25 protein-coding genes are annotated in these 24,893 nt (G+C 70.3%); 14 read left to right on the top strand and 11 right to left on the bottom strand.

The window, feature by feature from the left end; genetic code table 11:
- Positions 1 to 67 precede the first annotated feature (67 nt).
- The 3 genes from FFI97_RS15855 to tsaA are packed head-to-tail and all read left to right on the top strand — an operon-like array spanning position 68 to position 1,911.
- The gene (locus tag FFI97_RS15855; RefSeq protein WP_139700229.1) at positions 68 to 1,018 is read left to right on the top strand and encodes a LysR family transcriptional regulator; all 951 of its coding nucleotides are present in this window, start codon (positions 68 to 70) and stop codon (positions 1,016 to 1,018) included.
- Positions 1,019 to 1,069: 51 nt separating this feature from the next.
- Positions 1,070 to 1,417 (top strand): winged helix-turn-helix domain-containing protein, encoded by a 348-nt coding sequence (locus FFI97_RS15850; RefSeq protein WP_062478989.1) that lies wholly within the window; start codon positions 1,070 to 1,072, stop codon positions 1,415 to 1,417.
- Entirely contained in the window at positions 1,414 to 1,911 is a 498-nt protein-coding gene (gene tsaA / locus FFI97_RS15845) for a tRNA (N6-threonylcarbamoyladenosine(37)-N6)-methyltransferase TrmO (RefSeq protein ID WP_139700231.1), read from the top strand. The genes FFI97_RS15850 and tsaA overlap by 4 nt, the downstream gene beginning before the upstream one ends.
- Here tsaA and FFI97_RS15840 read toward each other — a convergent pair.
- A complete protein-coding gene (locus tag FFI97_RS15840; protein ID WP_139700232.1) occupies positions 1,872 to 2,552 on the bottom strand; it encodes a nitroreductase family protein in 681 nt (226 codons plus the stop codon). The two genes, tsaA and FFI97_RS15840, sit on opposite strands and share 40 nt — an antisense overlap.
- Positions 2,549 to 2,788 (bottom strand): hypothetical protein, encoded by a 240-nt coding sequence (locus tag FFI97_RS15835; RefSeq protein ID WP_062478998.1) that lies wholly within the window; start codon positions 2,786 to 2,788, stop codon positions 2,549 to 2,551. The genes FFI97_RS15840 and FFI97_RS15835 overlap by 4 nt, the downstream gene beginning before the upstream one ends.
- A 115-nt stretch (positions 2,789 to 2,903) precedes the next feature.
- Here FFI97_RS15835 and modB point away from each other — a divergent pair, with 115 nt between their 5' ends.
- The 6 genes from modB (at position 2,904) to fdhD (ending at position 8,792) form a co-directional block, all read left to right on the top strand.
- Positions 2,904 to 3,593, top strand: coding sequence for a molybdate ABC transporter permease subunit (gene modB, locus FFI97_RS15830; RefSeq protein WP_070061481.1), 690 nt, complete (start codon positions 2,904 to 2,906; stop codon positions 3,591 to 3,593).
- 28 nt (positions 3,594 to 3,621) lie between these two features.
- Positions 3,622 to 4,371, top strand: coding sequence for a molybdate ABC transporter substrate-binding protein (gene modA, locus FFI97_RS15825; RefSeq protein ID WP_139700235.1), 750 nt, complete (start codon positions 3,622 to 3,624; stop codon positions 4,369 to 4,371).
- A complete protein-coding gene (locus FFI97_RS15820; protein WP_095949325.1) occupies positions 4,368 to 5,159 on the top strand; it encodes an ABC transporter ATP-binding protein in 792 nt (263 codons plus the stop codon). The genes modA and FFI97_RS15820 overlap by 4 nt, the downstream gene beginning before the upstream one ends.
- A gap of 78 nt (positions 5,160 to 5,237) precedes the next feature.
- Entirely contained in the window at positions 5,238 to 7,580 is a 2,343-nt protein-coding gene (locus tag FFI97_RS15815) for an FdhF/YdeP family oxidoreductase (RefSeq protein WP_139700237.1), read from the top strand.
- Complete coding sequence (locus tag FFI97_RS15810; protein WP_139700239.1) at positions 7,577 to 7,867, top strand: hypothetical protein; 291 nt, start codon at positions 7,577 to 7,579, stop codon at positions 7,865 to 7,867. Before FFI97_RS15815 ends, FFI97_RS15810 begins: the two co-directional genes overlap by 4 nt.
- 19 nt (positions 7,868 to 7,886) lie before the next feature.
- The gene (gene fdhD, locus FFI97_RS15805) at positions 7,887 to 8,792 is read left to right on the top strand and encodes a formate dehydrogenase accessory sulfurtransferase FdhD (protein ID WP_139700241.1); all 906 of its coding nucleotides are present in this window, start codon (positions 7,887 to 7,889) and stop codon (positions 8,790 to 8,792) included.
- Here the strand turns inward: fdhD and mnmH are convergent.
- The 5 genes from mnmH to FFI97_RS15780 are packed head-to-tail and all read right to left on the bottom strand — an operon-like array spanning position 8,729 to position 13,154.
- Entirely contained in the window at positions 8,729 to 9,796 is a 1,068-nt protein-coding gene (gene mnmH / locus FFI97_RS15800) for a tRNA 2-selenouridine(34) synthase MnmH (RefSeq protein WP_139700243.1), read from the bottom strand. The two genes, fdhD and mnmH, sit on opposite strands and share 64 nt — an antisense overlap.
- A 35-nt stretch (positions 9,797 to 9,831) precedes the next feature.
- Positions 9,832 to 10,629 (bottom strand): phosphonate ABC transporter, permease protein PhnE, encoded by a 798-nt coding sequence (gene phnE / locus FFI97_RS15795; RefSeq protein ID WP_139700245.1) that lies wholly within the window; start codon positions 10,627 to 10,629, stop codon positions 9,832 to 9,834.
- Positions 10,626 to 11,462: a PhnE/PtxC family ABC transporter permease gene (locus tag FFI97_RS15790; protein ID WP_139700246.1), complete on the bottom strand. Its 837-nt coding sequence runs from the start codon at positions 11,460 to 11,462 to the stop codon at positions 10,626 to 10,628. The genes phnE and FFI97_RS15790 overlap by 4 nt, the downstream gene beginning before the upstream one ends.
- Positions 11,459 to 12,277, bottom strand: coding sequence for a phosphonate ABC transporter ATP-binding protein (locus FFI97_RS15785; RefSeq protein WP_139700249.1), 819 nt, complete (start codon positions 12,275 to 12,277; stop codon positions 11,459 to 11,461). Before FFI97_RS15785 ends, FFI97_RS15790 begins: the two co-directional genes overlap by 4 nt.
- 13 nt (positions 12,278 to 12,290) lie before the next feature.
- A complete protein-coding gene (locus FFI97_RS15780; protein WP_139700250.1) occupies positions 12,291 to 13,154 on the bottom strand; it encodes a putative selenate ABC transporter substrate-binding protein in 864 nt (287 codons plus the stop codon).
- Positions 13,155 to 13,265: 111 nt separating this feature from the next.
- On the opposite strand from FFI97_RS15780, the gene selD reads away from it, so the two are divergent.
- The 3 genes from selD to FFI97_RS15765 all read left to right on the top strand — a co-directional run bounded on the left by selD (position 13,266) and on the right by FFI97_RS15765 (position 18,595).
- Positions 13,266 to 14,345: a selenide, water dikinase SelD gene (gene selD / locus FFI97_RS15775; protein WP_062469051.1), complete on the top strand. Its 1,080-nt coding sequence runs from the start codon at positions 13,266 to 13,268 to the stop codon at positions 14,343 to 14,345.
- Positions 14,346 to 14,505: 160 nt separating this feature from the next.
- Positions 14,506 to 17,022, top strand: coding sequence for an ABC transporter permease (locus tag FFI97_RS15770; protein WP_139700252.1), 2,517 nt, complete (start codon positions 14,506 to 14,508; stop codon positions 17,020 to 17,022).
- Between the two features lie 106 nt (positions 17,023 to 17,128).
- Complete coding sequence (locus FFI97_RS15765) at positions 17,129 to 18,595, top strand: AAA family ATPase (RefSeq protein WP_139700254.1); 1,467 nt, start codon at positions 17,129 to 17,131, stop codon at positions 18,593 to 18,595.
- Positions 18,596 to 18,634: 39 nt separating this feature from the next.
- On the opposite strand, the gene FFI97_RS15760 is transcribed toward FFI97_RS15765, so the two are convergent.
- From FFI97_RS15760 to FFI97_RS15750, 3 genes are read right to left on the bottom strand one after another with little or no spacing between them, the layout of a single operon-like run.
- On the bottom strand, positions 18,635 to 18,958 hold the full coding sequence (locus FFI97_RS15760) for a type II toxin-antitoxin system RelE/ParE family toxin (protein ID WP_070061493.1): 324 nt from the start codon (positions 18,956 to 18,958) through the stop codon (positions 18,635 to 18,637).
- Entirely contained in the window at positions 18,955 to 19,227 is a 273-nt protein-coding gene (locus tag FFI97_RS15755) for a type II toxin-antitoxin system Phd/YefM family antitoxin (protein WP_070061494.1), read from the bottom strand. The genes FFI97_RS15760 and FFI97_RS15755 overlap by 4 nt, the downstream gene beginning before the upstream one ends.
- A 44-nt stretch (positions 19,228 to 19,271) precedes the next feature.
- Positions 19,272 to 20,174, bottom strand: coding sequence for a LysR family transcriptional regulator (locus tag FFI97_RS15750; RefSeq protein WP_139700256.1), 903 nt, complete (start codon positions 20,172 to 20,174; stop codon positions 19,272 to 19,274).
- Positions 20,175 to 20,299: 125 nt separating this feature from the next.
- Between FFI97_RS15750 and FFI97_RS15745 the strand changes: the two genes are divergently transcribed.
- The gene (locus FFI97_RS15745) at positions 20,300 to 21,823 is read left to right on the top strand and encodes an MFS transporter (RefSeq protein ID WP_139700258.1); all 1,524 of its coding nucleotides are present in this window, start codon (positions 20,300 to 20,302) and stop codon (positions 21,821 to 21,823) included.
- 99 nt (positions 21,824 to 21,922) lie between these two features.
- Positions 21,923 to 23,878 carry a bifunctional metallophosphatase/5'-nucleotidase gene (locus tag FFI97_RS15740; RefSeq protein ID WP_139700398.1) on the top strand — a complete coding sequence of 652 codons (1,956 nt, stop codon included), beginning with the start codon at positions 21,923 to 21,925 and terminating at the stop codon, positions 23,876 to 23,878.
- A gap of 7 nt (positions 23,879 to 23,885) precedes the next feature.
- On the opposite strand, the gene FFI97_RS15735 is transcribed toward FFI97_RS15740, so the two are convergent.
- Positions 23,886 to 24,785, bottom strand: coding sequence for a LysR family transcriptional regulator (locus tag FFI97_RS15735; RefSeq protein WP_139700260.1), 900 nt, complete (start codon positions 24,783 to 24,785; stop codon positions 23,886 to 23,888).
- Between the last annotated feature and the right edge of the window lie 108 nt (positions 24,786 to 24,893).

The following is a 24,893-nucleotide window of genomic DNA, read 5'->3' as shown; positions in this document are numbered from 1 at the left end:
GGGGCAGGGTGAGGGCCAGCGCAGGCGCCCCGGACGAGAGCCCGCAAGAAGAAAAAGGACGCACGCAATGAACCTGCTCGCCTCGATGCGCTACCTCGTCGCACTCAGCGAGCACAAGCATTTCGGCCGCGCCGCGCAGGCCTGCCACATCACGCAGCCGGCCTTGTCCAACGCGCTGCGCGCGCTGGAAGGCGAGTTCGGCGTCGTCATCGTCAAGCGCTCCCGCGTGTACGTGGGCCTCACGCACGAAGGTGAGCGCGTGCTGGCCACGGCGCAGCGCATGCTGCGCGACAACGAGGTGCTGCTGCAGGAATTGCGTAGCGAGGCCGGCGACCCGCGCGGGCGCCTGCGCATGGCCGCCGTGCCCACCGCGATCCCGATGCTGTCGCGCTTTGCCGCCATGCTGCAGCAGCGCCATCCGGGCATCGTGCCGGCCGTGCTCTCCATGAGCTCGCAGGAGCTGGAAACGGGCCTGGAAAACCTCTCGGTCGACCTCGCCCTGGGCTACACCGAGCGCATGCACCTGCCGGGCGTCAAGCTCAAGGCCTGGCCGCAGAGCATCGAGCATTACTTTTTGCTGCGGCGCGCCAAGAAGCCCTCGGCCGACCGGCTGCGCATCGGCCGCCCCATCGCCTGGGCCGAGGCCGGCAAGCTGCCGCTGTGCCTGCTCACGCCCGACATGCACAACCGCGCCATCATCGACCAGGCCCTGCGCGAGGCCGGCGTGGCCGCGGTGGCACCCGCCATCGAAACCAACTCGGTGCTCACGCTCGCGCTGGCCGTGAGCGCGGGCACCGTCAGCAGCGTGCTGCCCGGCGCCATGGTGGCGGCCGTGCGCAGCCACCGCGAACTGGAGGCGCTGCCGCTGGTGGCGCCCGAGGTTCGCACGCCCATCGGCTTCATGACGCAGGAGGGCGTGCGGCCCGCGCGGGCGCTCGATGCGGCGCTGGCCTTCTTGCAGACGCCCGAATGGCAGGCGCAGGCGCGCCAGCACAGCGGCGCGCTCGACGCCGCGTAGCCCAGCGCACGGGTGCCGACGGCACCTGGATGGTTTACCCTTCGCGCCATCATGAAATCCAAAGCCCAGTTCCGCCTGCGCATCTACCGGGACGACACCATCGCCATCGGCCCCGGCAAGATCGCCGTGCTCGAAGCCGTGGCCGAGACCGGCTCGATCTCGGCGGCGGCCCGCCTGCTCGGCATGTCGTACCGCCGCGCGTGGATGCTGATCGACGAGATGAACCAGACGCTGGCCTCACCCGCAGTGAACACGGCCGCCGGCGGCTCGCGCGGCGGCGGCACGGCGCTCACGCCCGTGGGCGAGGACATCGTGAAGCGCTACCGCGCCATCGAGAACGCCGCGCGCCTCGCGACGGCGGCGGACGTTCGCGCGCTCACGCGGCTGCTGGCGCCATGAACGCCGCCGACATCGACCCTGTCGTCTGCCGCCCGGTCGGCATCGTGCGCAGCCGCTTCACCGAGACCTCGGGCATGCCCATCCAGACGGCCGGCGCGCCCGACGAAGTGGGGCGCCTGGAGGTGTTCGCCGAGTTCGCGCCGGGGCTGCGCGACATCGAAGGCTTCGACTACCTGATCCTCGTGACGCACCTGCACCGCTGCGCGCACGAACGGCTCGAGGTGGTGCCCTTTCTCGACGACGCCACGCACGGCGTGTTCGCCACGCGCGCGCCCGCGCGGCCCAACCGGCTGGGCCTGTCGATCGTGCGGCTCACGGCGGTGGAAGGCACGACGCTGCATTTCAGCGGCAACGACATGATCGACGGCACGCCCGTGCTCGACATCAAGCCCTACGTGCCGCGCTTCGACGTGCGCGAGACCGAGCGCGTGGGCTGGTTCGGCGCGCGGCTCGATCAGCTGCCGCGCACGCGCTCCGACGGCCTGATGGACTGATCGCCGTCGCCTGACGCATCGCCGGCCGCGCCTGGCAGCAGGTCGCCCTGCCAGCACGACCACACGTCCTGCGACAGCGTCTCGCGCGCCTGCGGCGGCGCCTCGCGGATCGTGCCCATGCTGATGAAACCCGCCAGGTACTCGCCCGGCTGCACGCCGACCTGGCGCACCAGCGTCTCGTCGAAGCAGCGCTCGCCGCTGAGCACGATGGCGCCGTAGCCCAGCTGGTGCGCGGCGGCCAGCAGGTTGCCCAGCGCCGCGCCGGCGCCCAGCCACTGCTCGCGCGCGGGGATCTTGCTGCGCTCGCGCGGCGACACCACGAAGCCCAGCAACAGCGGCGGGCGCGTGGCGTGCTCGCGGGCGCGTCGCAGGTCGGTCGGGCTGGCGAGCGGATCGCGGCGCAGCTTTTCCTGTTCGAAGCACCAGGCCAGCGCCTCGCGGTTCTGCGGGCGGAACTCGATCACGCGCCACGGATGCAGCCCGCCGTGGTCGGGCGCGCGCAGGCCGGCCTGAAGGATGGCGTCGAGTTCGTCGGGGTTCGGGCCGGGCGATTGCAGCCGCCGCGGTGAGACCGAGCGCCGCGTCAGCAGGACTTCGAGGATGCGTTCCGCACCCGTCATGTGGCGCCACATGGCCGTCATGGCCCGCGCCGGTCGGTCCACGCGGCGCTGCGGCGCAGCACCTCGCCGATGTCCTGCGCGTCGCCCGGCGCCACCAGGAACGACTGGCTCTCGCCGCCCGGCGCGATGATCGACAGCACGAAGCCGCCGGCGTCCAGCGTGCGCTCGATGCGCCATTCGTGCACCTGCGTCACATGGCGAAGCTCGGGCCTGCCGGAGGTCGAGCGGACAACGGTGTCATGAGGGGAAAGGCGCATGGGGCGGATGGACAAAGTCTCCAACGCTGTATCCGCCAGTATATGAAGACCGGCGCATCCGTGCATCCCCGTGGGAACCAGAAGGCCGCTCATGTAACAATTACGCCGTATCTCAATGAACACGACGACCACTTCTTCGCTCATCGCCACCACCGACTGGTCGCCGCTGGTCCTGTCGCTGCAGGTCGCGGCGGTCGCGACCTTGCTGGCGCTGGTCGCGGGCGTGGCGCTGGGCTGGGTGTTCGCACGCAAGCAGTTCACCGGCTCGGGCGTGCTCGAGGCCGTGTTCATGCTGCCGCTGGTGCTGCCGCCCACGGTGATCGGCTACGCCATCCTGGTGGCGGCGGGGCGCCGCAGCCCGCTGGGCGCCTGGCTGCGCGAGCACTTCGACTACACCATCATCTTCAGCTGGCACGGCGCCGTGGTGGCGTCGGCCGTGGTGGCGTTGCCGCTGGTGCTCAAGTCGGCCAGCGCCGCGTTCTCGAACGTCGACCGCTCACTCGAAGCCGCTGCGAGCACCTTGCGCCAGTCGCCGTTCTCGGTGTTCCTGCGCGTCACATTGCCGCTGGCCTGGCCCGGCATCCTGGCCGGCACGCTGCTCGCGTTCGCGCGCGCCATGGGCGAGTTCGGCGCCTCGCTGATGGTGGCCGGCTCCATTCCCAAGCAGACCCAGACCCTGTCGATGGCCATCTACGACGCCGTGCAGGCCGGCCACGACGACCTGGCGCTGCTGCTGGTGGTCGTCACGTCGGTGCTGTCGATTGCCGTGCTGGTCGTGTCTAACCGCTTCTTTTCGCTTCGTTGATTTCCCCTTTTTCCAGGAGACTGTGCCCATGCGTCCGTTGCGTCTTTTGTCCGTCGTGCTTGCCCTGGCCCTGCCGCTTGCGGCCGCCGCGCAGCAGATCACCGTGTCCGCCGCCGCGAGCCTGACCGACGCGTTCAAGGAAATCGGTCCCAAGTTCGAAGCCGCCAAGGCGGGCAGCACCGTGCGCTTCAACTTCGCCGCCTCGGGCGTGCTGCTGCAGCAGATCGGGCAGGGCGCGCCGGTCGACGTGTTCGCCAGCGCCGACCAGGAAACCATGAACCGCGGCAACGACCAGAAGCTCATCGACACCGCCACCCGCAGGGACTTCGTCACCAACAGCCTCGTGCTGGTCGAGCCTGCGCAGGGCGCCGTCGGCCTGAAGTCGCTGCAGGACCTGAGCGGCGCCAGCGTGAAGAAGATCGCCGTCGGCAAGACCGCCACCGTGCCGGTCGGCCGCTACACCAAGCAGGTGCTGGACAACGCCAAGCTCTGGACCGTGCTCGAACCCAAGTTCGTGCAGGCCGACAGCGTGCGTCAGGTGCTCGACTACGTGAGCCGTGGCGAGGTCGAGGCGGGCTTCGTGTACCGCACCGACGCGGCCGTGGCCGGCGACAAGGTCAAGGTCGCTTTCACGCCCACCGGCCACACGCCCGTGACCTACCCCATCGCCGTGGTGGCCGAGAGCAAGCAGAAGGCGCTGGCGGGCGATTTCATCGCCTTCCTCGCGACACCGGCCGCGCAAGAAGTGCTCACGCGCTACGGTTTCGGCAAGCCATGATCGATGTCGATCTGCAGCTCACGGTGAAGGACGGAGCCCGGCGCTTCGACCTCGCCGTGCGCTTCCAGACCGACGTTCCCTTCGCCGCGCTCTACGGCCCCTCGGGGGCCGGCAAGTCGCTGACCCTGCAGGCCATCGCCGGCCTGCTGCATCCGTCGGCGGGCCATGTGCGGCTCGACGGCCGCACGCTGTACGACGCGGCGCAGCGCATCGACGTGCCCGCGCCGGCGCGCCGCATCGGCTACCTGTTCCAGAACTACGCGCTGTTCCCGCACCTCACGGTGCGCGAGAACGTGGCGTTCGGGCTCACCGCGTGGCACCGCCGCACGCTGCCGGCGCGCGACGCCGAGCGCGTGCAGGCGCTGCTGGCCAGCTTCGGCCTCGCCGCGCTGGCCGACAGCCGGCCGCAGAAACTCTCGGGCGGCCAGCAGCAGCGCGTGGCCCTGGCGCGCGCGCTGGCCTGCGAACCGCAGGTGCTGCTGCTCGACGAACCCTTTGCCGCGCTCAACCCCATGCTGCGCGCCGAACTGCGCAACGAGCTCGCGCAGGTGCGCAAGCAATGGGGCATTCCGGTGTTGATGATCACGCACGACATCGAGGACGTGCTGGCCCTTGCCGACGTGGCCTTTGTCTACAAGGACGGGCAGGTGGTGCGCGAGATCGACCTGCACAACGCCGACAGCCGCGACTTTGCGCTGCGGGAGATTGCGGGTGTGCAGGAGGTGGAAGAGACGCCGCTGCGCAGCAAGCTGCGGGGTTTGCTGATGGGTGGGGCGCGCGAGGCCTGAGCCCTTCATTTCCATTTTGAATCGCCGCATGTCCCGATTCAATTTGACGCCACGCCCCCGCAGGCCAACACTGCCGCCATGAGCGAGCAGAAGATCGAGTTTTACAAGGGCCCCGCCGGTGGCTGGGGCGCGTTGCGCAGCGTGACCAATGCGCTGCTGCGGCAGGACATTCCGGTCAAGGGCGCGAAGACGCTGCTCTCGGCCAACCAGCCCGACGGGTTCGACTGCCCCGGCTGCGCCTGGCCCGACCGCAACCATGCCTCGACCTTCGAGTTCTGCGAGAACGGCGTGAAGGCCGTGGCCGCCGAGGCCACCGCGCGGCGCGCCGGCCCGGAGCTGTTCGCCAAGCACACGGTGGCCGAGCTGGCCCAGCAGAGCGACTTCTGGCTCGAAGACCAGGGCCGGCTCACGCACCCCATGGCCTACGACGCGGCCAGCGACAAGTACGTGCCCATCGACTGGGACGACGCCTTCGCGCGCATTGCGCAGCACCTGAACGCGCTGCCCGACCCGAACCAGGCCATCTTCTACACCTCGGGCCGCGCGAGCAACGAGGCGGCCTTCCTGTACCAGCTGTTCGTGCGCGAGTACGGCACCAACAATTTTCCCGACTGCTCGAACATGTGCCACGAGCCCAGCGGCAGCGGCATGCGACCGCAGCTGGGCGTGGGCAAGGGCACGGTCACGCTGGAAGACTTCGAGAAGGCCGACGCGATCTTCATCTTCGGCCAGAACCCGGGCACCAACCACCCGCGCATGCTCGGCGAGCTGCGCGCGGCATCGAAGCGCGGCGCACGCATCGTGAGCTTCAACCCGCTGCGCGAGCGCGGGCTGGAGCGCTTTGCCGATCCGCAGGACAAGCTGGAGATGGCCACGCTGGGCTCCACGCCCATCAGCACGCACTACTTCCAGCTGCGCGTGGGCGGCGACTTCGCGGCCGTCAAGGGGATGATGAAGCACGTCATCGAGCGCGAAGACGCGGCGGTGGCGCGCGGCGAAGCTTCGGTGCTCGACCACGCGTTCATCGCCGAGCACACCCAGGGTTTCGAGGCGCTGGCCGACGACCTGCGCGCCGAATCGTGGCCGCTGCTGGTGCAGGAGTCGGGCCTGAGCGAAGCGCAGATCCGCGCGGCGGCCGACGTGTACCTGGGCGCCAAGCGCGTCATCGCCTGCTGGGGCATGGGCATCACGCAGCACCAGCATTCGGTGGCCACGATCCAAATGATCGGCAACTGGCTCATGCTGTGCGGCCACATGGGGCGCGAAGGCGCGGGCGCCTGCCCGGTGCGCGGCCACAGCAATGTGCAGGGCGACCGCACCATGGGCATCTGGGAGAAGCCGCCGGCCGCGCTGCTCGACCGGCTGCAGCAAGTGTTCGGCTTCGAGCCGCCGCGCGAGAACGGCGTGGACACGGTCGAGGCGATCCAGCTCATGCTCGACGGCAAGGGCAAGGTGTTCTTCGCGCTGGGCGGCAACTTCGCGGCGGCCACGCCCGACACCTACCAGACCTGGAAGGGGCTGCAGCAGTGCGACCTCACGGTGCATGTGACCACCAAGCTCAACCGCAGCCACATCATCCACGGGCGCGAGGCGCTCATCCTGCCGTGCCTGGGCCGCACCGAGATCGACATGCAGGCCAACGGCCCGCAGGGCGTGACGGTCGAGGACTCGATGAGCATGGTGCACATCTCGGTGGGCATTAACCCGCCCGCGTCGGAGCACCTGCTGTCCGAGCCGGCCATCGTGGCGCGCCTTGCTGCAGCCACCATCGGCGCGCGCAGCAGGACGCCGTGGCTCTGGCTGGTGGAAGACTACGCCCGCATCCGCGACAAGATCGAAGCCGTGTTCGACGACTTCAAGGACTTCAACGCGCGCGTGGCGCACCCCGGCGGCTTCCGCCTGCGCAACACGGCGAGCGAGCGCGTGTGGTCCACCGCGTCGCGCAAGGCCGTGTTCTTCACGCACGCCGTGCCGCTGGACACGCACGCCCACCGGGCCCGCGCGCGCTTCGCGTCGCAGCGCGACACGCTGGTGTTCACGCTGCTCACCACGCGCTCGCATGACCAGTACAACACCACCATCTACGGCATGGACGACCGCTACCGCGGTGTGTTCGGCCAGCGCCGCGTGGTGTTCATCCACGCCGACGACATCCGCCAGCTCGGCATGAAGGACGGCGACTGGGTCGACATCCAGACCGTGTGGAGCGACGGGCAGGAGCGTCGCGCCGATCGCTTCAAGCTGGTCGCCTACGACATCCCGCGCGGCAACCTCGCGGCCTACTACCCCGAGACGAACCCGCTGGTGCCGCTGTCGTCGGTGGCCGAGAACGCGGGCACGCCGACCTCCAAGTCGATCCCCGTGGTGCTGTCGCTGCATGTGGCGCCGGTCGCGGCGGAGGCCGACGCCGTGGCGGCATGAGCGATTCCGGGTTCGACGCCGACGCTTTCTCCATAGCGATCCTGCGCGCACTCGCCGAAGCACCGGGCGAGGGCGGCATGTCGCTGCCGCGCCTGGGCAAGCGGCTGGGGCAGGGCGCGAGCGTGGTCATGCGCCAGCTCACGCTGATGGGCGATGCCGCGCTCGGCGGCGTGCGCGGACCGGGCTGGGTGCGCGTGGTGCAGCTGGACGATCGCTGGGTCGCGCACCTCACCGACGCCGGACGTGCGGTGGTCGACAGCCTGCCGGCTGACGAAAACCGCGGCTGAGCGGACAATGGCCGCGGCCATGACAGACACCCCCGAACCCGACGCCCTGCAGCCCCTCGCGCGGCATGCCGTGCACGTCTTCGGCGAGCGCGGCCTCGCGCCCGAAGGCGTGGTGCGCGACGACACGCTGGCCGCCGAGGTGCCGGTGGCGCTGGTGTTCAACGGTGTCTCGCACGCGGTGATGATGGCCACGCCGCAGGACCTCGAGGCCTTCGCGCTGGGCTTTGCACTCAGCGAAGGCATCCTCGACAGCGCCGACGATTGCCGCGGCATCGACGTGCGAACGGTCGAGGCCCTCGATGCGGGCCTGCCCGAAGGCATGCCGGGCATCGAGGTGCAGCTCGAAGTGTCCACGCGCAGCTTCGAACGCCTGAAGGACCGGCGCCGCAGCCTCGCGGGCCGCACCGGCTGCGGCGTGTGCGGCGTCGAAAGTTTCGCGGGGCTCGACCTGTCGCCGCAGCGCGTGCCGCCGCGCGACTGGATCGAACGCATCGACCTGGCCACCGTGCTGCGCGCCTTCGCCGCCATGCCGCTGCGCCAGGTGCTCAATGCCGAAGCCGGTGCGATCCATGCGGCGGCCTGGGCCACGGTGGACGGCGAACTCACCGACCTGATGGAAGACGTCGGCCGCCACAACGCGCTCGACAAGCTGCTCGGCGCGCTGGCGCGCGCGAATCGGCTGCAGGAGCCCGGCTTCGTGCTGATGTCCAGCCGCGGCAGCCACGAGCTGGTGCGTAAGTGCGCGCGCCTGGGCATCGCGGCGATGGCAACCATCTCGGCGCCGACCGCGATGGGCGTGCGCATGGCCGAGCTCAGCGGCCTGCGGTTCTGGGGGCTGTGCCGCGCGCCGCGCGGCGTGCTTTACGCCAACGGGCTCGGTGCGCCGAGCGCCAGCACCGCGTCGGCCACGGCCTCGATGCCCTGATCCGAGAGGTCGGTTGCTCCCACGCGCTGGCGCTTGGCCCACGCGCGAAAGTGCGTCTCCTGCGACTTCTGGTAGTGCGGGTCGTAGTGCAAGGACATCAGCTCGGCGAACAGGTGCGGCAGGTCGGCCTCGTGGGCCCACTGCTGCCAGCGCGTCACCGTTTCCTTGCCCTGCAGTTCCTTGAGCACGCCCATCTTCTCGGCGAGCGCCGCGCGGTCGTCGCCCAGGTAGGCGTAGTCGCGCAGCAGGTAGGCCAGCCGCGCCTCGGGCGTGGCTTCCACCTCGATGCACGGCGCGGCGCGCATCTGCGCCACCAGCGACAGCGGCAGCGACAGCCGCCCGATGCGCACGCTCTCGCCCTCGACATACAGCGGGCGCGAGAGGTCGATGGCTTCGAGCACGGTCGCGATGCGCGTCTCGAACTGCTTTTGCGAAGGCTGCGCCACGCCCGGCAGCGCGCCGAGCAGCGAGCCCTTGTGGTTGGCGAAGGCTTCCAGGTCGAGCACTTGCGCACCGCGCTCGGCCAGCGCGTGCAGCACGCGCGTCTTGGCGCTGCCGGTGGCACCGCAGACCACGCGCAGGTCGAGCTGCGGCGTCAGCGCGTCGAGCTGCGAGATCACGTGCCGGCGAAAGCTCTTGTAGCCGCCCGCGAGCTGCTGCGCGTCCCAGCCCACGAGCCGCAGCCAGGTGACCATCGAGCCGCTGCGCATGCCGCCGCGCCAGCAGTAGACCAGCGGCTTCCACTTCTCAGGCCGGTCGGCCAGCGTGTCGCGCAGGTGCGTCGCGATGTTGGCCGCCACCATGGCGCCGCCGATGCGGCGTGCTTCGAAGGCGCCGGTCTGCACGTAGACCGTGCCGACGATGTGGCGCTCCTCGTCGTTGAGCACGGGGCAGTTGATGGCGCCGGGGATGTGGTCGAGCGCGAACTCGGCGGGCGAGCGGGCGTCGATGATCGAATCGAAGGCGTGGCGGTCGGCCACCCGAACGGGCTGGCGATGACTCATGGCTGAAGGGACCTCATGCCGCCATTGTCGGCCACTCAGGCGTAGGCGGGACCTAGGCCTTTTCGCAAGCGAGCACTCGCCAAGTCGACAAAGGTGACCAGCACGAACATCGCGATCAGCACCGTCATCGCCTGCTGCTGCTGGAAGATCGACAGGTGGAAGTACAGCAGCTGGCCCAGCCCGCCGCCGCCCACGAAGCCCAGCACGGCCGCCATGCGGATGTTCATTTCCCAGCGGTAGAGCGTGTAGGCCACCCACTGCGGCAGAACGATCGGCAGGCTGGCGTAGCTGAAGGCGGCGACCGGGCCGGCGCCCGAGAGCGCCAGCGCCTGCTCAGGCTCGCGCGGCGCGTTCTCCAGCGCTTCGGCAAAGAGACGGCCGAGCACGCCGGTCGTGTGCAGCGACAGCGCCAGTGCCCCCGCGAACGGCCCGATGCCGGCGGCCAGCACCATCAGCGCGGCCCATACCAGCTCGGGCACGCTGCGCAGGAAGTTGAGCACGAAGCGCGCGCCGTGGCGCAGCGGCCCGCCGATGCGCCCCGACGCCGGCAGCGCGAGCACGGCGCCCGCCACGGCGGCCAGCACGGTGCCCAGCGCCGACACGGCCAGCGTCTGCAGCGCGCCGTGGCCGACCTTGGCGAGGAACTCGGGCGACACGTCGGGCGGGAAGAACTCGGCGATGAACTTGCCCATGAGCTGGAGCGATTCGGCCGAGCCCAGCGCGCCGTAGTCGATGCCCAGGTAGACGAAGCTCGCGATCACCGCCGCGGCGATCAGCGCGACGGCGAGCCAGCAGCGCAGGCACAAAGGAGGGCGAGGCGGAAGCGTCGTCATGCCAGGAGCTTTCGCAATGCGTTGCTCAGCATGTCGGCCAGCAGCACGAGCGCGAGAAACACCAGCAGGATGCTGCTGGCCTCGCCGCCGTTGAGCATCTTCATCGACTGGTCCATCAGCTGCCCGAGGCCGCCCGCGCCCACGAAGCCCATCACCACCGAGGCGCGCACCGCGCATTCCCAGCGGTACACGGTGTACGAGGCCAGCTCCTGCGCCGTGTGCGGCAGCAGGCCGTAGCACAGCGCCGTGAGCCGGCCGCTGCCGCTTTCGAGCAGCGCGCGCGCGGGGCGCGTGTCGGTCGATTCGAGGATCTCGGCGTAGACCTTGCCGAGCATGCCGCCGTAGGTGATGGCCAGCGCCAGCACGCCGGCCGCGGGGCCGAGCCCGAGCGCGCGCACGAACAGCAGCGCCCACACGATCTCGGGAATGGCGCGCAGCACCATCAGCAGCCAGCGCGCTGCTTGGCGGACGATGCCGGCCTGCACGCGGCCGGGGCCGGGCCCGATGCGAGAGATGGACAGCGCACGCGTGGTCACGAAGCCCAGCGGCGCGCCGATCAGCAGCGCCATGGCCGTGCCGGCCGTGGCCATGGCCAGGGTCTCGAGCGTGGCCTTGGCAAGCAAGGCGAGAAAGGCCGGCGAGCTGTCGGGCGGAAAGAAGCCCGCAAGAAAGCCGCCGATGACCGCGAGGTTGCCGCTGCCGAACAACGCCCAGGGCTTGAATTCGGAGAGCGCGAGCACCGGCCAGGCGACGGCCAGCGCCGCGAGCCAGCCGGCCAGGCGGCGGCCCGCGTGCGGATCGCGCAAGGCGGGGCGGGCGAGTGTTGCCGTCACGGGCAGTCCGGCCGGTGGAAGGCCGGCTCGGCGGTGCCTGCCGTGAGGGCGACCGGCCCTTGCGTCGCCACGCCGCCTTCGCTCGCGTAGAGCGCCTCGAGCAGCGCCGGCGTCACTTCGGCGGCCGGCAGGTCGAAGGCGACCTGCCCGCCGCGCATGCCCACGATGCGCGGAAACCAGCGCAGCGCCAGGTCGACCGCGTGCAGCGACGCGACCAGCGTGGCGCCGGTCGATTCGCTCTGCGCCACCAGCTGGCCCACGGCCGCGTGCGCCAGCGTGGGGTCGAGCGCGGACACCGGCTCGTCCGCCAGCAGCAGTGCGGGGCGCTGGTACAGCACGCGCGCGATGCCCACGCGCTGCAGCTGGCCGCCCGAGAGGCGGTCGCAGCGGTCGAACAGCCGGTCTTCGAGCGCGAGCCGGGCCAGCGCCGCGTGCGCGCCCGCGATGTCGGACGGATAGAACAGCGAACCCAGCGCGCGCGCCGTCGACCACTGGCCGAGCCGGCCCGCGAGCACGGCCGTGACCACGCGCAGGCGCGGCGCGATCGGCGGTGCCTGGTGCACGGTGCCGATGCGCGCGCGCAGCTGCTTGAGCGCACGCGCCGGCAGCCGCCACGGGTGCTGGCCCAGCGCCTGCACCTGGCCTTCGCCGGGCCGCAGCGCCGCGCCGAGCACGCGCAGCAGCGTGGTCTTGCCCGCGCCCGAAGGCCCGATGACGGCGATGCGCTCGCCGTCGCGCGCGGCCAGCGTCACCCCGGCCAGCGCGCGCTGGCCGTTGGGGTGCACCACGCCCGCGGCGTCGAGCGAAAAACTCATCCGCGCATTCCGCTCACTTGATCAGGCCGACCGACTTGCCCGCCGTCTCGATGCCGTCGTAGTTCGACGACTTGGTGGGAATGAACTTGCTCGCGCGCTGCAGCGCCATGATCTCCTTGTGCGCCGGGTTGGCCGGGTCCAGCTTCAGGAAGGCGTCGGTCAGCTTCTTCGTCACGGCGGCGTCCAGGCCCGGGCGCACGGTCCAGTTGTAGTCGTAGTAGGTCGGCGTGGTGGCCAGCACGCGCACCTTGGCGGCGTTGGGGTTCTTGGCCTCGACCAGCTTGTCCCACACCGAGGCGTTGAGCACGCCCGCTTCGGCGCGCGAGGCGGCCACGAAGGCCACGGTGGCGTCGTGCGCGCCCGAGAACGCGACGGTCTTGAAGTCCTTCTCGGGGTTGATGCCGGCCTGCAGCAGGAAGTAGCGCGGCATCAGGCTGCCCGAGGTGGACGAGGGCGCGCCGAAGGCGAAGGTCTTGCCCTTCAGGTCGGCCAGCGTCTTGGCGGGGCTGTCGATCGGCACGATGAACTTGCTGGTGAACACCTCGTCCTCCGCGCGCTGCACGATCGGCACCGCGCCGCCGTTGGTGCGGATGCGCGCCTGCACGAAGGTGAAGCCGCCCAGCCACGCCATGTCGATCTTGTTCGTCGCCAGGCCTTCGACCACGGCGGCGTAGTCGGTCACGGGCGTGAACTGCACGTCCATGCCGGTTTCCTTCTTCAGGTAATCGCCCAGCGGCGTGAACTTGCGCTGCAGCTCGGTGGGCGCCTCGTCGGGAATGGCCGACACGCGCAGCACGCCCTGGGCGAAGGCGCCCACGGCGGTGAGGGACAGGGCCAGCGCGAGCGCGAGCCGGGACACGGTTTGTTTCGTTTGCATGGTGTGATGACGCGTTCAGTGGAAAAAGAAAAGGGTGTGTCGGGGCACTCGGGCACAGGGCGGTGCGGGCTTCGATAATCGCGGCTTGTTCCATTCGACCGACCCGCTGCCATGATCGAAGCCGCACCTTCCAAGCTCCTGAATCCGTTGGCGCCGCTGCGGCTCACCAGCTTCTCGCATGGGGGCGGCTGCGGCTGCAAGATCGCGCCGGGCGTGCTGTCGCAGATCCTCAAGAACCATGCGGGCGGGCTGATTCCGCCCGAGCTCATGGTCGGCATCGAGACCGCCGACGACGCGGCAGTCTACCGGCTCAACGACGAGCAGGCGCTGATCGCCACCACCGATTTCTTCATGCCCATCGTGGACGACCCCTACGAGTTCGGCCGCATCGCAGCGACCAACGCGATCAGCGACGTCTACGCGATGGGCGGGCGCCCGATCATGGCGCTGGCGCTGGTCGCCATGCCGATCAACCAGCTGCCGGTGGAAGTCATCGCCGAGATCGTGCGCGGCGGGCAGGACGTGTGCCGCGCGGCCGGCATTCCCATTGCGGGCGGCCACACCATCGATTCGGTCGAGCCGATCTACGGGCTGGTCGCGATGGGGCTGGTGCACCCCAAGCGCGTGCGGCGCAACGCCGATGCGCAGGCCGGCGACGTGCTGGTGCTGGGCAAGCCGCTGGGCGTGGGCGTGCTGTCGGCGGCGCTCAAGAAGCAGCAGCTGTCCGAGGCCGGCTACCGCCAGCTGATCGAGAACACCACCAAGCTCAACACGCCCGGCATCGCGCTGTCGGCGCTCGACGGCGTGCATGCGCTGACCGACGTCACCGGCTTCGGCCTGGCCGGCCACGCGCTCGAACTCGCGCGCGGCGCGGGGCTCGCGGCGGTGGTCGAATGGTCGCGCGTGCCGCTGCTGGACAACGTGATCGCCATGGCCGGTGGCGGGCTGGTCACCGGCGCGTCGGGCCGCAACTGGGCGGGCTACGGCGCCGATGTGCAACTGCATGAAGGCCTGCCGGCCACCGCGCAGGCGCTCATGACCGATCCGCAGACCTCGGGCGGCCTGCTCGTGAGCTGCGCGCCCGAGGCGGTCGAGGCGGTGCTGGAGATCTTCCGCAACGAAGGCTTCGGGCAGGCGGCGGTCATCGGCCGCGTGGAAGCTGGCGCGCCGGGCCTCGTCGTGTTGCCCTGAGCCGGGGCGCTGCCGGGCGGGTGGGGTCGTCATCGACACGCGCTCCTTCGTTTTTTCGCATCGTGCGACAGGTCCGCGCAGCGGGCAACACCTGGCGGCCCTTTCATTCAATAACCCTTGAGTCCGCCGGTGCCGGTAGGCGTCGGCTATCGTTCGCGCCATGAACGCTTCCCTTCGCCTTGGCTGGCGCACGCTCTGGCGCGACCTGCGCGCCGGCGAGCTGCGCCTCTTGATCGTGGCCGTGGTGCTGGCCGTGGCCGCGCTCACGGCGGTCGGCTTCTTCGCCGACCGATTGCAGGGCGGGCTGCAGCGCGACGCGCGCCAGCTGCTGGGCGGCGACGCGGTGGTCGTGAGCGACAACCCGACGCCCGAGACCTTCATCGCACAGGCCAAGTCGCTGGGCCTGGCGGGCACCGGCACCTTCGGCTTCCCCACCATGGCGCGGGCCGAGGACGCCCAGGGCGGCGCCAGCAAGCTCGTGGCCCTGAAGGCCGTGACGCCGGGCTACCCGCTGCGCGGCAACCTGCAGACGGCCACCACGGCCGAGGGCGCGGGCGCGGTGACGCGCGACGTGCCGGCGTCGGGCGAGGTCTGGGTCGATGCCTCGCTGCTCGACTCGCTGGGCCTGAAGGTCGGCGACACGCTGCTGCTGGGCGACACCGGCCTGCGCGTGGGCCGCGTGATCACGCTCGAGCCGGATCGGGGCGCGGGCTTCATGAGTTTTTCGCCGCGCGTGATGCTCAACCAGGCCGACGTGGCGCGCACCGGCCTCGTGCAGCCGGCCAGCCGCGTGGGCTACCGCTACGCCGTGGCGGGCGACGACGCCGCCGTGAAGCGTTTCACCGAATGGGCCGATGCCACCATCAAGAAGGGCGAGCTGCGCGGCGTGCGGCTCGACTCCTTCGAAGGCGGCCGGCCCGAGATGCGCCAGACCCTGGACCGCGCCGAGAAATTCCTGAGCCTGGTCGCGCTGCTCGCGGCGCTGCTGTCGGCCGTGGCCGTGGCGCTGGCGGCGCGCGGCTTCGCGGCCAGCCACCTGGACGACTGCGCCATGCTGCGCGTGCTGGGCCAGAGCCAGCGCACCATCGCCGCGGCCTACGCCTTCGAGTTCGCAGTGATCGGCACCGTGGCGAGCGCGATCGGCGTGGCCATCGGCTTCGCCGTGCACTACGTGTTCGTGCTGCTGCTGGCCGGGCTGGTCGAGACCGCCTTGCCCGCCGCCACGCTGTGGCCCGTGGCCTTCGGCCTGGGCATGGGGCTCACGCTGCTGTTTGCCTTCGGCCTGCCGCCGGTGCTGCAGCTGGCGCGCGTGCCGCCGCTGCGCGTGATCCGTCGTGACGTGGGCGGGCTCAAGCCCGCGTCGCTCGCCGTGCTCGGCATCGGCGTGGCGGGCTTCGCGGCGCTGTTGATGGCGGCCAGCAGCGACCTCAAGCTGGGCCTCATTGCGGTCGGCGGCTTTGCCGGCGCCGTGGCCGTGTTCGCGCTGCTGAGCTGGCTCGCCGTGAAGGTGCTGCGCCGCAGCGTCAGCGAGACCACCGCGCCGCGCTGGCTGGTGCTGGCCACGCGGCAGATCTCGGCGCGCCCGGCCTACGCCGTGGTGCAGGTGAGCGCGCTGGCCGTGGGCCTGCTGGCGCTGGTGCTGCTGGTGCTGCTGCGCACCGACCTCGTGGCGAGCTGGCGCAAGGCCACGCCGCCGGACGCACCCAACCGCTTCGTCATCAACGTGATGCCCGAGCAGAGCGAGGCGTTCCAGAAGACGCTGCGCGACGCGGGCGTCGCCAAGTTCGACTGGTACCCGATGATCCGCGGCCGGCTGGTGGCGATCAACGACAAGCCCGTGACGCCCGACGACTACACCGAGGACCGCGCCAAGCGCCTGGTGGACCGCGAGTTCAACCTGAGCAACAGCACCGAGGCGCCCGCGCACAACAGCGTCACCGCCGGCGCCTGGACGCCCGAGGCGAAGAACGAGGTGAGCGTGGAAGAAGGCCTGGCCCAGACGCTGGGCCTGAAGCTGGGCGACACCCTGCGCTTCGACATCGGCGGCATGCAGAACGACGCGCGCATCACCTCGCTGCGCAAGGTCGACTGGGGCTCGCTGCACGCCAACTTCTTCGTGATGTACACCGTGGCCTCGCTGGCCGACGTGCCCGTGACCTACATGGGCGCCTTCCGCGCGCCCGAGACGCGCGGCTTCGACAACGCGCTGGTGCGCAGCTTTCCCAACGTGACCAACGTCGACATGAGCGCCACCATCAACCAGGTGCAGCGCGTGCTCGACCAGGTGGTGCGCGCGGTCGAGTTTTTGTTCGGCTTCACGCTGGCGGCCGGGCTGGTGGTGCTGTTCGCCGCCGTGACCGCCACGCGCGAAGAACGTGCGCGCGAGTTCGCCGTGATGCGCGCCGTGGGCGCACGCGCCAGCCTGCTGCGGCAGGTGCAGCGCGCCGAGCTGGTGGGCGTGGGCCTGCTCGCGGGCTTCCTGGCGAGCATCGTGGCCTCGGTGATCGGCTGGGGGCTGGCGCGCTACGTGTTCGAGTTCACCTGGACCGCGTCGCCGCTCGTGCCGGTGGCGGGCGCGCTGGCCGGCGCGGTGCTCGCGCTGGCGGCGGGGTGGTGGGGCCTGCGCGATGTGCTGCGCCGGCCGGTGGTCGACACGCTGCGCCGCGCGGCCGAGTAGGGCCGCGCAGGCCCGTACAGTTTTTTTCTTCCGCGATCGGCAGGACGGGGCCGGGGATGCAATACATTCCCCGGCCCCGTATTCAATTCAGAAGAGAAATTCCTGCATGCGCTTGGCGTCATTCCAGATCACCAACTATCGCTCGATCCACGACAGCGGCTCCATCGATTCCTCCCAGATCACAGCGATCCTCGGCCGAAATGACAGCGGCAAGTCGAACCTGCTGCGCGCGTTGCACAGCCTGAACCCGACTGACGGGCTCACGGCACTCAGCCCCATCAAGGACTTTCCCCGGCACCGCCGCCTGGACGAATGCACCGACGACACTCCCGTCGTGCACACGCGCTGGGACCTCGACGCCTCCGAACAGCTGGCGCTCGCCGCCATCCTGCCGCGCGCGGCCGGCGTGCGCCAGGTCACGGCCGGCCGCGGCTACGGCGCCACGCGCACGACCGGCTTCGAGGGCCTGGGCCCGCTGTCGATCGACGTGAGCGACATCAAGGCCAAGGTGCGCAAGATCGTGCCCGCCGTGAAGGCCGCGGCCGAGAAGGTCGCCGACGAGCTGAAGGCCGCGCTCGAACAGGAAGCCGACGCCTTCGACGCCGCCATGATCCCGAGCCCCGACTTCGTCAAGTGGTCGGCCGGCGCGCTGCTGGCGCTGCAGGCGCTGCGCCAGGCACTGGCCACGGCCGGCGCCGAGATCGCCGACAAGCAGGCGCAGATGCTGACCGAGCTCGAGGAACTGGCGCGCACGATCGACAACGACCAGCCCGCGCTGGCCCGCGCCCGCGCCTGGGTGCTGGAGAAAATGCCGCGCTTCATCTACGTCGAGGACTACGCCTCGCTGCCCGGCCGCCAGAACATCGCCGAGTACCTCACGCGCAAGGGCTGGGGCGAGCGCACGGCGGGCGAGCGCAATTTCGAGAAGCTGTGCCAGGTGGCGGGGCTCGACCCGCAGCAGCTGCAGGACCTGCTGGCGAAGAACGACCTGGCGACGCGCAACCAGTTGGTGAACCGGGCGGGCTCGGTCGTCACGTCGGAAATCCGCCGCGTGTGGAAGGACCGCGAACTCAAGGTCCGCTTCAACCTCGACGGGCAGCACCTGGAGACGCTGGTGTCCGACCCCAACGCCGCCTACGAGGTGGAAGTGAACCTCGACGAACGCAGCCGCGGCTTCCAGTGGTTCTTCTCGTTCTACGTCGCGTTCTTCGCGGACACGAAGGGCGCGGCCGATGCGATCCTGCTGCTGGACGAGCCCGGCCTGCACCTGCACGCGCATTCGCAGGCCGATCTGCTGGCGCACCTGGAGCACGACTTCAGCAACCAGATCCTGTACACGACGCACTCGCCGTTCATGGTGCCGACCCACCGGCTCGACGCGGTGCGCACGGCCCGCATGAGCGAGGCCGCCGGCACGACGGTGAGCAACAAGGCCGAGGGCGATGTGCGCACGCTGTATCCGTTGCAGGTGGCGTTGGCGCTGAGCCAGGCGAAGTCCGTGGCGCCTGTCGAGGCACCCGCCGTGACTGTCGGCGAACAGGCGGAGCGTCAGCTGGTGGAAGCGGCGGCGTAGTCGCACGCCGGGCGTCTCAGGCCGCGTACTGCATCGGGCTCATACGGCGCCAACGAGGCGCCGCATGAGCAGGCCCTTCAGGTCCCTGCGCGTGTCGCAGACGACGTGGATGTAGGCGGTGTCCAGTCGCACCTCGTAGATGATGCGGTTCATGCCCGAGATGACCTGCCGGTACTGGGCCGCGTTCAGGTCTTCCAGTTCCTCGGGAATCCGGCCTGCCTGGGGATGGGCCGCGATCATCGCGACGGATTGCTTGATCTTTGCGTAGCTCGCCGCCCAGGTGTCCGCGCCGAAGTTCTTGAGCAGGTAGCGCCTCAGGTCCTTCAGGTCGGCTTCGGCGGACCGCAGGAACACCACCTTCATGGGGCGTCTTCTTGGTCCAGATCGGCGAACACATCGTCCGCGGACCGGAATTGGCCCTGTTCGATTTCGCGGTTGCCGAGCGCCAGCACTTTCAGCAGCGCGAGGGTCGCTTCCTGCTCTTCGAAGGAGCGGACATCCATCACCACGAGCTTGGCTTCGCCATTCTGTGTGATGACCAGCGGCTCGCGGGTGTCCGAGAGGGTCTTCACGATGTCCGCGGCATGGCTCTTGAGATAGCTGATGGGTTTGACCTGCGTGGAGAAATTCATGGGGCTCACCTGCGGTTGTCGATCGGACCGATTATGGTCTGAATTCAGTCTTTCGATGTTTCCGAGCCATCGTCCCTGAACATGTGCTCACCCGCGAAGTCGACAAACGCCCGCACCTTCGGCGACAACTGCCGGCTCGACGGCCACAGCGCCGAGAACTGTCCCTGCCGCACGAGGTGCGCGGCCAGCACGCGCTGCAGCTCGCCGCGGCGCAGCGCGTCGCGCGCCAGGAAGTCGGGCATGTACGCAATGCCCAGGCCCGCGACGGCGGCGCCCAGCATGGCTTCCATGTTGTTGCAGACCAGGCCCGGCGGCAGCTGGGGCGGCAGGCCGGGCAGGTCCCAATCTTCGATCTTTCCGCCGGTCACGAACTTGTAGCGCAGGCAGCTGTGGCGGGCGAGGTCGGCCGGCACCTGCGGCACGCCGTGTTGCGCCAGGTAGGCCGGCGAGGCCGCGAGCACGAAGCTGAACGGGCCGAGCCGGCGTGCCACGAGCTGTGAATCGACCAGCTCGCCGCTGCGGATCGCCACGTCGACACCCTCGGCCACCACGTCGACCAGCCGGTCGTTGAAGTCGAGGTCGAGTTCGATCTCGGGAAAGCGTGCCCTGAACGCCGGCAGGATCGGCAGCAGAAAGCGGTAGCCGATGGTCGGCAGGCTCACGCGCAGGCGGCCGCGCGGCGTGGCGACGGCGTCCTGCAGCATGGCACGCGCATCGCTGAGCTCGTCGAGGATGCGGCGGCAGCGTTCGTGGAACATCGCGCCCTCGGCCGTGAGCCGCACCTGCCGCGTGGTGCGGTGGAACAGCCGCACGCCCATCTGCGCCTCGAGCCGCGCGACGTTCTTGCCCACGGCCGAGGCCGAGATGCCCAGGTCGCGGCCCGCCCGCGCAAAGCTCTGCAGGTCGGCCGCCCGCACGAAGGATTCGAGTCCGCTGAAGCTGTCCATGGGCTTGATTGGCAACCTGGGGTTGGCAGTGTGAGGAGCTGAGGGCACATTTTCGTTTCATTGAATCCTTTTTATCTTCGCTTCACGCATTCCCCTTTTCCTTCTCCCGCGTGAAAGCCCTCCCGATGTCCTCCCCCGATTCCAACAAGGCCTGGCTGCTCGCCGCCGTCTGCCTGGCCGCGCTCGGCATGCCGCTGAGCTTCACCGGCCCGGCCGTGGTGCTGCCCGCGATCCGCGACGCGCTGGGCAGCACGCCGGTGCAGCTCAACTGGGTGACCAACGCCTTCATGCTGAGCTTCGGCGCCACGCTGATGGCGGCCGGCGCGCTGGCCGATGCGTACGGGCGCAAGCGCGTCTTCCTGCTGGGGCTGGCGGTGGTGGCGCTGAGCAGCGCGCTGCTGACGCTGGCGTCGGGCATCGTCGCCTTCGACCTCGCGCGCGCCGTGCAGGGGCTGGGCTCGGCGGCGGCCTTCGCGGCCGGCACGGCAGCGCTGGCGCAGGTGTTCGACGGGCCCGCGCGGTTGCGGGCGTTCAGCCTCATCGGCACCTCGTTCGGCGTGGGGCTGTCGTGCGGATCGATCCTCTCGGGCTGGCTGGCCGACACCGTCGGCTGGCACGCCGTGATGCTGAGCCCCGGCGCCGTGAGCCTCGTCGCGCTGTGCCTGGCCGCGCCGCGCATGCGCGAGTCGCGCAACCCGCAGGCGATGGGGTTGGATGTGCCGGGCACGCTCAGCTTCACGGCCGCGCTGAGCCTGCTCACGCTGGGCGTGCTGCAGGCGCCCGACAGCGGCTGGGCCAGCCCGTGGGTGCTGGCGGCACTGGCCGGCGCGCTGGCCATGGGCGCGGCCTTCATCGCCATCGAGCGGCGCGTGGCGCATCCGATGCTCGACCTGTCGCTGTTCCGCTTTCCGCGCTTCGTCGGCGTGCAGCTGCTGGCCGCAGCGCCGGCCTACGGCTTTGTCGTGCTGCTGGTGCTGCTGCCGATCCGCTTCATCGGGCTCGAAGGACGCAGCGCGCTGGAGGCGGGCGGTTTCATGTTCGCGCTGTCGGGGCCGATCCTCGTGGTGCCGACGCTGGCCGCGTGGCTCGCGCACCGCTTCTCGGCGGGCGTGATCTCGGCCGCGGGATTGTTGGTGTGCGCAGCGGGGCTCGTGTGGCTCAGCCGCTGTGCACCGGGCACGCCCTTGCACGGCCTCGTGGGCCCGCTGCTCTTGATCGGCGCGGGCATCGGCCTGCCCTGGGGGCTGATGGACGGCCTGGCCGTGAGCGTGGTGCCGCGCGAGCGGGCGGGCATGGCGTCGGGCATCTTCAACACCGTGCGGGTCGCGGGGGAGGGCATTGCGCTGGCGCTGGTGGGGGCGGGGCTCACGGCCCTCGTGGCGCTGCAGCTGAAAGCGTCATCGTCGCCTTCGTCCGCGGCGGTGTCGCAGGCGGCGCAGCGCGTGGCGACGGGCGACCTGGCGCAAGCGCTGGCTTTGCTGCCGGGCATGGACCGCGCGGCGCTGCTGCATGCGTATGGCGTGGCGTTCGGGATGCTGTTGTGCGTGCTGGCCGGGGTGACGGTGTTGACGGCAGTGGTGGTGTTTGCATTCCTGCGCGGCGACGAGCCTGCACGAGGCCACGCTGAAGCGCTCGGCCAGAACGCCTGAGTCACCTCACCCCGCACCCGATGAGGTGCTTTCATGGACACGTCATGCGCCGTTGCCAGCATCCCCGCTCGATCAACAGGAGCGGAGTGCGAGATGGTGATGAACAACAGTCGACGTGTCGTGGGAGCAGCTGCCACGGTGATTGCAGCCTGCGTGATGGCCGCATGCGGTGGCGGTGGAGGCGGCGGTGTCGCGTTCCCGCCGATCGCCGTGGCGCCGCCGGCACCTGCGCCTGCACCGGCGCCGCAGGGCAAGGCGATCGACCTCACGATCCTGCACATCGACGACCACCACTCGAACCTCGAAGCCAAGGACAAGACACTGCAGCTCAACGCGGGCGGCGGCGCGCCGGTGGCGGTCACGGTCAATGCGGCGGGCTTTCCGCGCGTCACCGCGGCGATCCAGGCGCTCGCGGCCCAGTCGCCGAACGTGCTGAAGCTGCATGCCGGCGACGCGCTCACCGGCACCCTGTACTTCAACCGCGCGGGCGCCGACGGCGAGGCCGATGCGGCGCTGATGAACACCGTGTGCTTCGACGCCTTCACGTTGGGCAACCACGAGTTCGACAAGGGCGACACCGGCCTGAAGGGCTTTCTCGACCTGCTGCGCAAGGGCAGCTGCCAGACGCCGGTGCTCAGCGCCAACGTGAACTTCGGCGCCCAATCGGCGCTGCATCCGTCGAAGGCGCCCGGCTACGTGAAGCGCTCGACGGTGCTCGAGCGCGGCGGCGAGAAGATCGGCCTGGTCGGCCTGACCATCGCGGGCAAGACCAAGGCCTCGTCCAGCCCCGACCCCGACACCACCTTCGAGGACGAGACCGTCGCCGCCCAGCGCGAGATCGACCTGCTGCGTGCGCAGGGCGTGAACAAGATCGTCGTCATGAGCCACATCGGCTATGCGTACGACAAGCAGGTGGCGTCGCGCCTGAGCGGCGTCGACGTCGTGGTCGGCGGCGATTCGCACACGCTCATCGGCCCCGACGCGCTCGCCCGCTACGGCGTGGGCTCGCCGGCCGGCGCCTACCCCACGGCGCTGACCGACAAGGACGGCAAGAAGGTCTGCCTGGTTCACGCCTGGGAGTACAGCCAGGTGGTCGGCGAGCTCAAGGTGAGCTTCGACGAGAAGGGCGACGTCACGGCCTGCAGCGGCACGCCGCACGTGCTGATCGGCGACGACTTCCGCGTCGGCGGCAAGCCCGCCGATGCCAACCAGCGCAGCGCCATCCTGGCCGACGTTGCGGCCAGCGGCTTCCTGCGCGTGACCGCGCCCGACGCCACGGCCACCGCCGTGCTGCAGCCCTTCAAGGACAAGGTGGCGGTGTTCAACACCACGCTGGTGGCCAGCGTGACCGAAGAGCTGTGCTCGCGCCGCGTGCCCGGCGGCACGGGCACCGTCGACTACTCGCGTTCCAGCGTCTCGTGCAACGCGCTGGGCAGCGTGAGCCTGCGGGGCGGCGACATCCAGCAGATGGCGGCGCAGGCCTACCTGGAGATCGGCCACAGCAAGTACGGCGGCGCCGACATCTCGCTGCAAAGCGGCGGCGGCGCGCGCATTCCGCTGGTGCCGGGCAACGTCACGGCGGCGAGCGTGATCCAGGTGCTGCCCTTCGGCAACATGCTGTTCCGCCTCGACATCACCGGCCGCGAGGTCAAGGGCATGCTCGAAGACGGCCTGCAGGCCGTGTACGGCCCGGGCGGCTCCACCGGCCCGTATCCGTACACCGGCGGCCTGCGCTTCGACGTCGATGCCACGCAGGCCAACGGCCAGCGCGCCAGCAACATCGAGGTGCGCGCGCCCGGCACCGGCGTGTGGGGCCCGCTCGACCTGGACAAGACCTACAAGCTGTTCGTGCTGAGCTTCAACGCCAGCGGCGGCGACGGCTACAAGACGCTGGCCGCCGTGCCCGCGGCGCGGCGCCTGGACATCGGCGTGCTCGATGCCGACGTGTTCTTCAACTACATCGAGTCCAAGCCCAAGGACGTCGGCTCGGGCCTGTCGCTGCTGCAGAAGCTGCCGGTCGAGCTGTACAGCACCAAGTCGTACAAGGCGCCTTGAGTCGTGCTCAGGCTTGCGCGGTGTCTTCTGCGAAGAGACCGCGCAGCCACTGCGTGAACACCCGCACGCGCGACGACAGCTGCCGGTTCTGCGGATACAGCACCGAGACCGGCATCGGCGGCGGCGCAAAGCCCGGCAGCACCGCCTGCAGGCGGCCGTCCGCCAGCTCGGCCGCCACGCGGTAGCGCGGCACCTGCACCAACCCGAGGCCCACGACGGCGGCGCCCGTGTAAAGGTCGGCGCCGGTCACCGACACGGTGGCGGCCAGCTGCACGGGCCGGACCTGACCGTCGACCGTGAACTCGAGCGGCAGCGCCTTGCCCGTGCTGCTCGACACGTAGTGCACCGCGCGGTGCGAGGCCAGCGCCGCGAGGTCGACGGGCTCGCCGTGCGCCGCGAGGTAGCCGGGGCTCGCCACCGTCACCTGCGGCAGCAGCGCCACGCGCTGCGCGACCAGCGACGAGTCCTGCAGCGGGCCGGCGCGCAGCACGCAATCGACGCCTTCGCGCACTAGGTCGACCAGCCGGTCGTCCTCGCCGATGTGCAGCTGCAGGCCCGGATGGCGGGCGAGGAAGGCGGGCAGCGCCGGCACCACGAAGTGCCGCGCCAGCGTGCCCTGCAGGTTCACGCGCAACAGGCCCTGCGGCGCCGCATGGGTGAACGCGCCTTCGGCTTCCTCAACGTCGGCCAGCAGCCGCACGCAGCGCTGGTAGTGGGCCTCGCCGTCCTGCGTGAGGCGCACGGTGCGCGTGGTGCGCTCGAGCAGCCGGGCGCCCAGGCGCGATTCGAGCCGCTGGATCAGCGTGGTGAGGGTGGCGCGCGGAATCTGCAGGTCGTCCGAGGCCTGCGTGAAGCTCTGGCGCTCGGCGATGCGCACGAAGGCCTGCATTTCCTGGAAGCGGTCCATGGGGTCGCCCTTCGTGCCTATTGTTTAAGTAAATGGAATTTTATTGACGAATGGGTGCTGATTATCTTTTGGGTGGAATGGCCGAACATCCGATTCATCCACTCACCA

Origin of the sequence: Variovorax sp. KBS0712 (assembly GCF_006323185.2) — a bacterium.
GTDB classification, from domain to species: domain Bacteria; phylum Pseudomonadota; class Gammaproteobacteria; order Burkholderiales; family Burkholderiaceae_C; genus Variovorax; species Variovorax boronicumulans.
Note: the sequence above shows the minus strand (reverse complement) of the source record. Positions and strands in the feature narration are given on the sequence as shown.

Bases quoted from the DNA above. Each gene is read 5' to 3' on its own strand.
- FFI97_RS15855 (WP_139700229.1), top strand. From the start codon at position 68: ATGAACCTGCTCGCCTCGATGCGCTACCTCGTCGCACTCAGCGAGCAC.
- FFI97_RS15850 (WP_062478989.1), top strand. From the start codon at position 1,070: ATGAAATCCAAAGCCCAGTTCCGCCTGCGCATCTACCGGGACGACACC.
- tsaA (WP_139700231.1), top strand. From the start codon at position 1,414: ATGAACGCCGCCGACATCGACCCTGTCGTCTGCCGCCCGGTCGGCATC.
- FFI97_RS15840 (WP_139700232.1), bottom strand. From the start codon at position 2,552: ATGACGGCCATGTGGCGCCACATGACGGGTGCGGAACGCATCCTCGAA.
- FFI97_RS15835 (WP_062478998.1), bottom strand. From the start codon at position 2,788: ATGCGCCTTTCCCCTCATGACACCGTTGTCCGCTCGACCTCCGGCAGG.
- modB (WP_070061481.1), top strand. From the start codon at position 2,904: ATGAACACGACGACCACTTCTTCGCTCATCGCCACCACCGACTGGTCG.
- modA (WP_139700235.1), top strand. From the start codon at position 3,622: ATGCGTCCGTTGCGTCTTTTGTCCGTCGTGCTTGCCCTGGCCCTGCCG.
- FFI97_RS15820 (WP_095949325.1), top strand. From the start codon at position 4,368: ATGATCGATGTCGATCTGCAGCTCACGGTGAAGGACGGAGCCCGGCGC.
- FFI97_RS15815 (WP_139700237.1), top strand. From the start codon at position 5,238: ATGAGCGAGCAGAAGATCGAGTTTTACAAGGGCCCCGCCGGTGGCTGG.
- FFI97_RS15810 (WP_139700239.1), top strand. From the start codon at position 7,577: ATGAGCGATTCCGGGTTCGACGCCGACGCTTTCTCCATAGCGATCCTG.
- fdhD (WP_139700241.1), top strand. From the start codon at position 7,887: ATGACAGACACCCCCGAACCCGACGCCCTGCAGCCCCTCGCGCGGCAT.
- mnmH (WP_139700243.1), bottom strand. From the start codon at position 9,796: ATGAGTCATCGCCAGCCCGTTCGGGTGGCCGACCGCCACGCCTTCGAT.
- phnE (WP_139700245.1), bottom strand. From the start codon at position 10,629: ATGACGACGCTTCCGCCTCGCCCTCCTTTGTGCCTGCGCTGCTGGCTC.
- FFI97_RS15785 (WP_139700249.1), bottom strand. From the start codon at position 12,277: ATGAGTTTTTCGCTCGACGCCGCGGGCGTGGTGCACCCCAACGGCCAG.
- FFI97_RS15780 (WP_139700250.1), bottom strand. From the start codon at position 13,154: ATGCAAACGAAACAAACCGTGTCCCGGCTCGCGCTCGCGCTGGCCCTG.
- selD (WP_062469051.1), top strand. From the start codon at position 13,266: ATGATCGAAGCCGCACCTTCCAAGCTCCTGAATCCGTTGGCGCCGCTG.
- FFI97_RS15770 (WP_139700252.1), top strand. From the start codon at position 14,506: ATGAACGCTTCCCTTCGCCTTGGCTGGCGCACGCTCTGGCGCGACCTG.
- FFI97_RS15765 (WP_139700254.1), top strand. From the start codon at position 17,129: ATGCGCTTGGCGTCATTCCAGATCACCAACTATCGCTCGATCCACGAC.
- FFI97_RS15760 (WP_070061493.1), bottom strand. From the start codon at position 18,958: ATGAAGGTGGTGTTCCTGCGGTCCGCCGAAGCCGACCTGAAGGACCTG.
- FFI97_RS15755 (WP_070061494.1), bottom strand. From the start codon at position 19,227: ATGAATTTCTCCACGCAGGTCAAACCCATCAGCTATCTCAAGAGCCAT.
- FFI97_RS15750 (WP_139700256.1), bottom strand. From the start codon at position 20,174: ATGGACAGCTTCAGCGGACTCGAATCCTTCGTGCGGGCGGCCGACCTG.
- FFI97_RS15745 (WP_139700258.1), top strand. From the start codon at position 20,300: ATGTCCTCCCCCGATTCCAACAAGGCCTGGCTGCTCGCCGCCGTCTGC.
- FFI97_RS15740 (WP_139700398.1), top strand. From the start codon at position 21,923: ATGAACAACAGTCGACGTGTCGTGGGAGCAGCTGCCACGGTGATTGCA.
- FFI97_RS15735 (WP_139700260.1), bottom strand. From the start codon at position 24,785: ATGGACCGCTTCCAGGAAATGCAGGCCTTCGTGCGCATCGCCGAGCGC.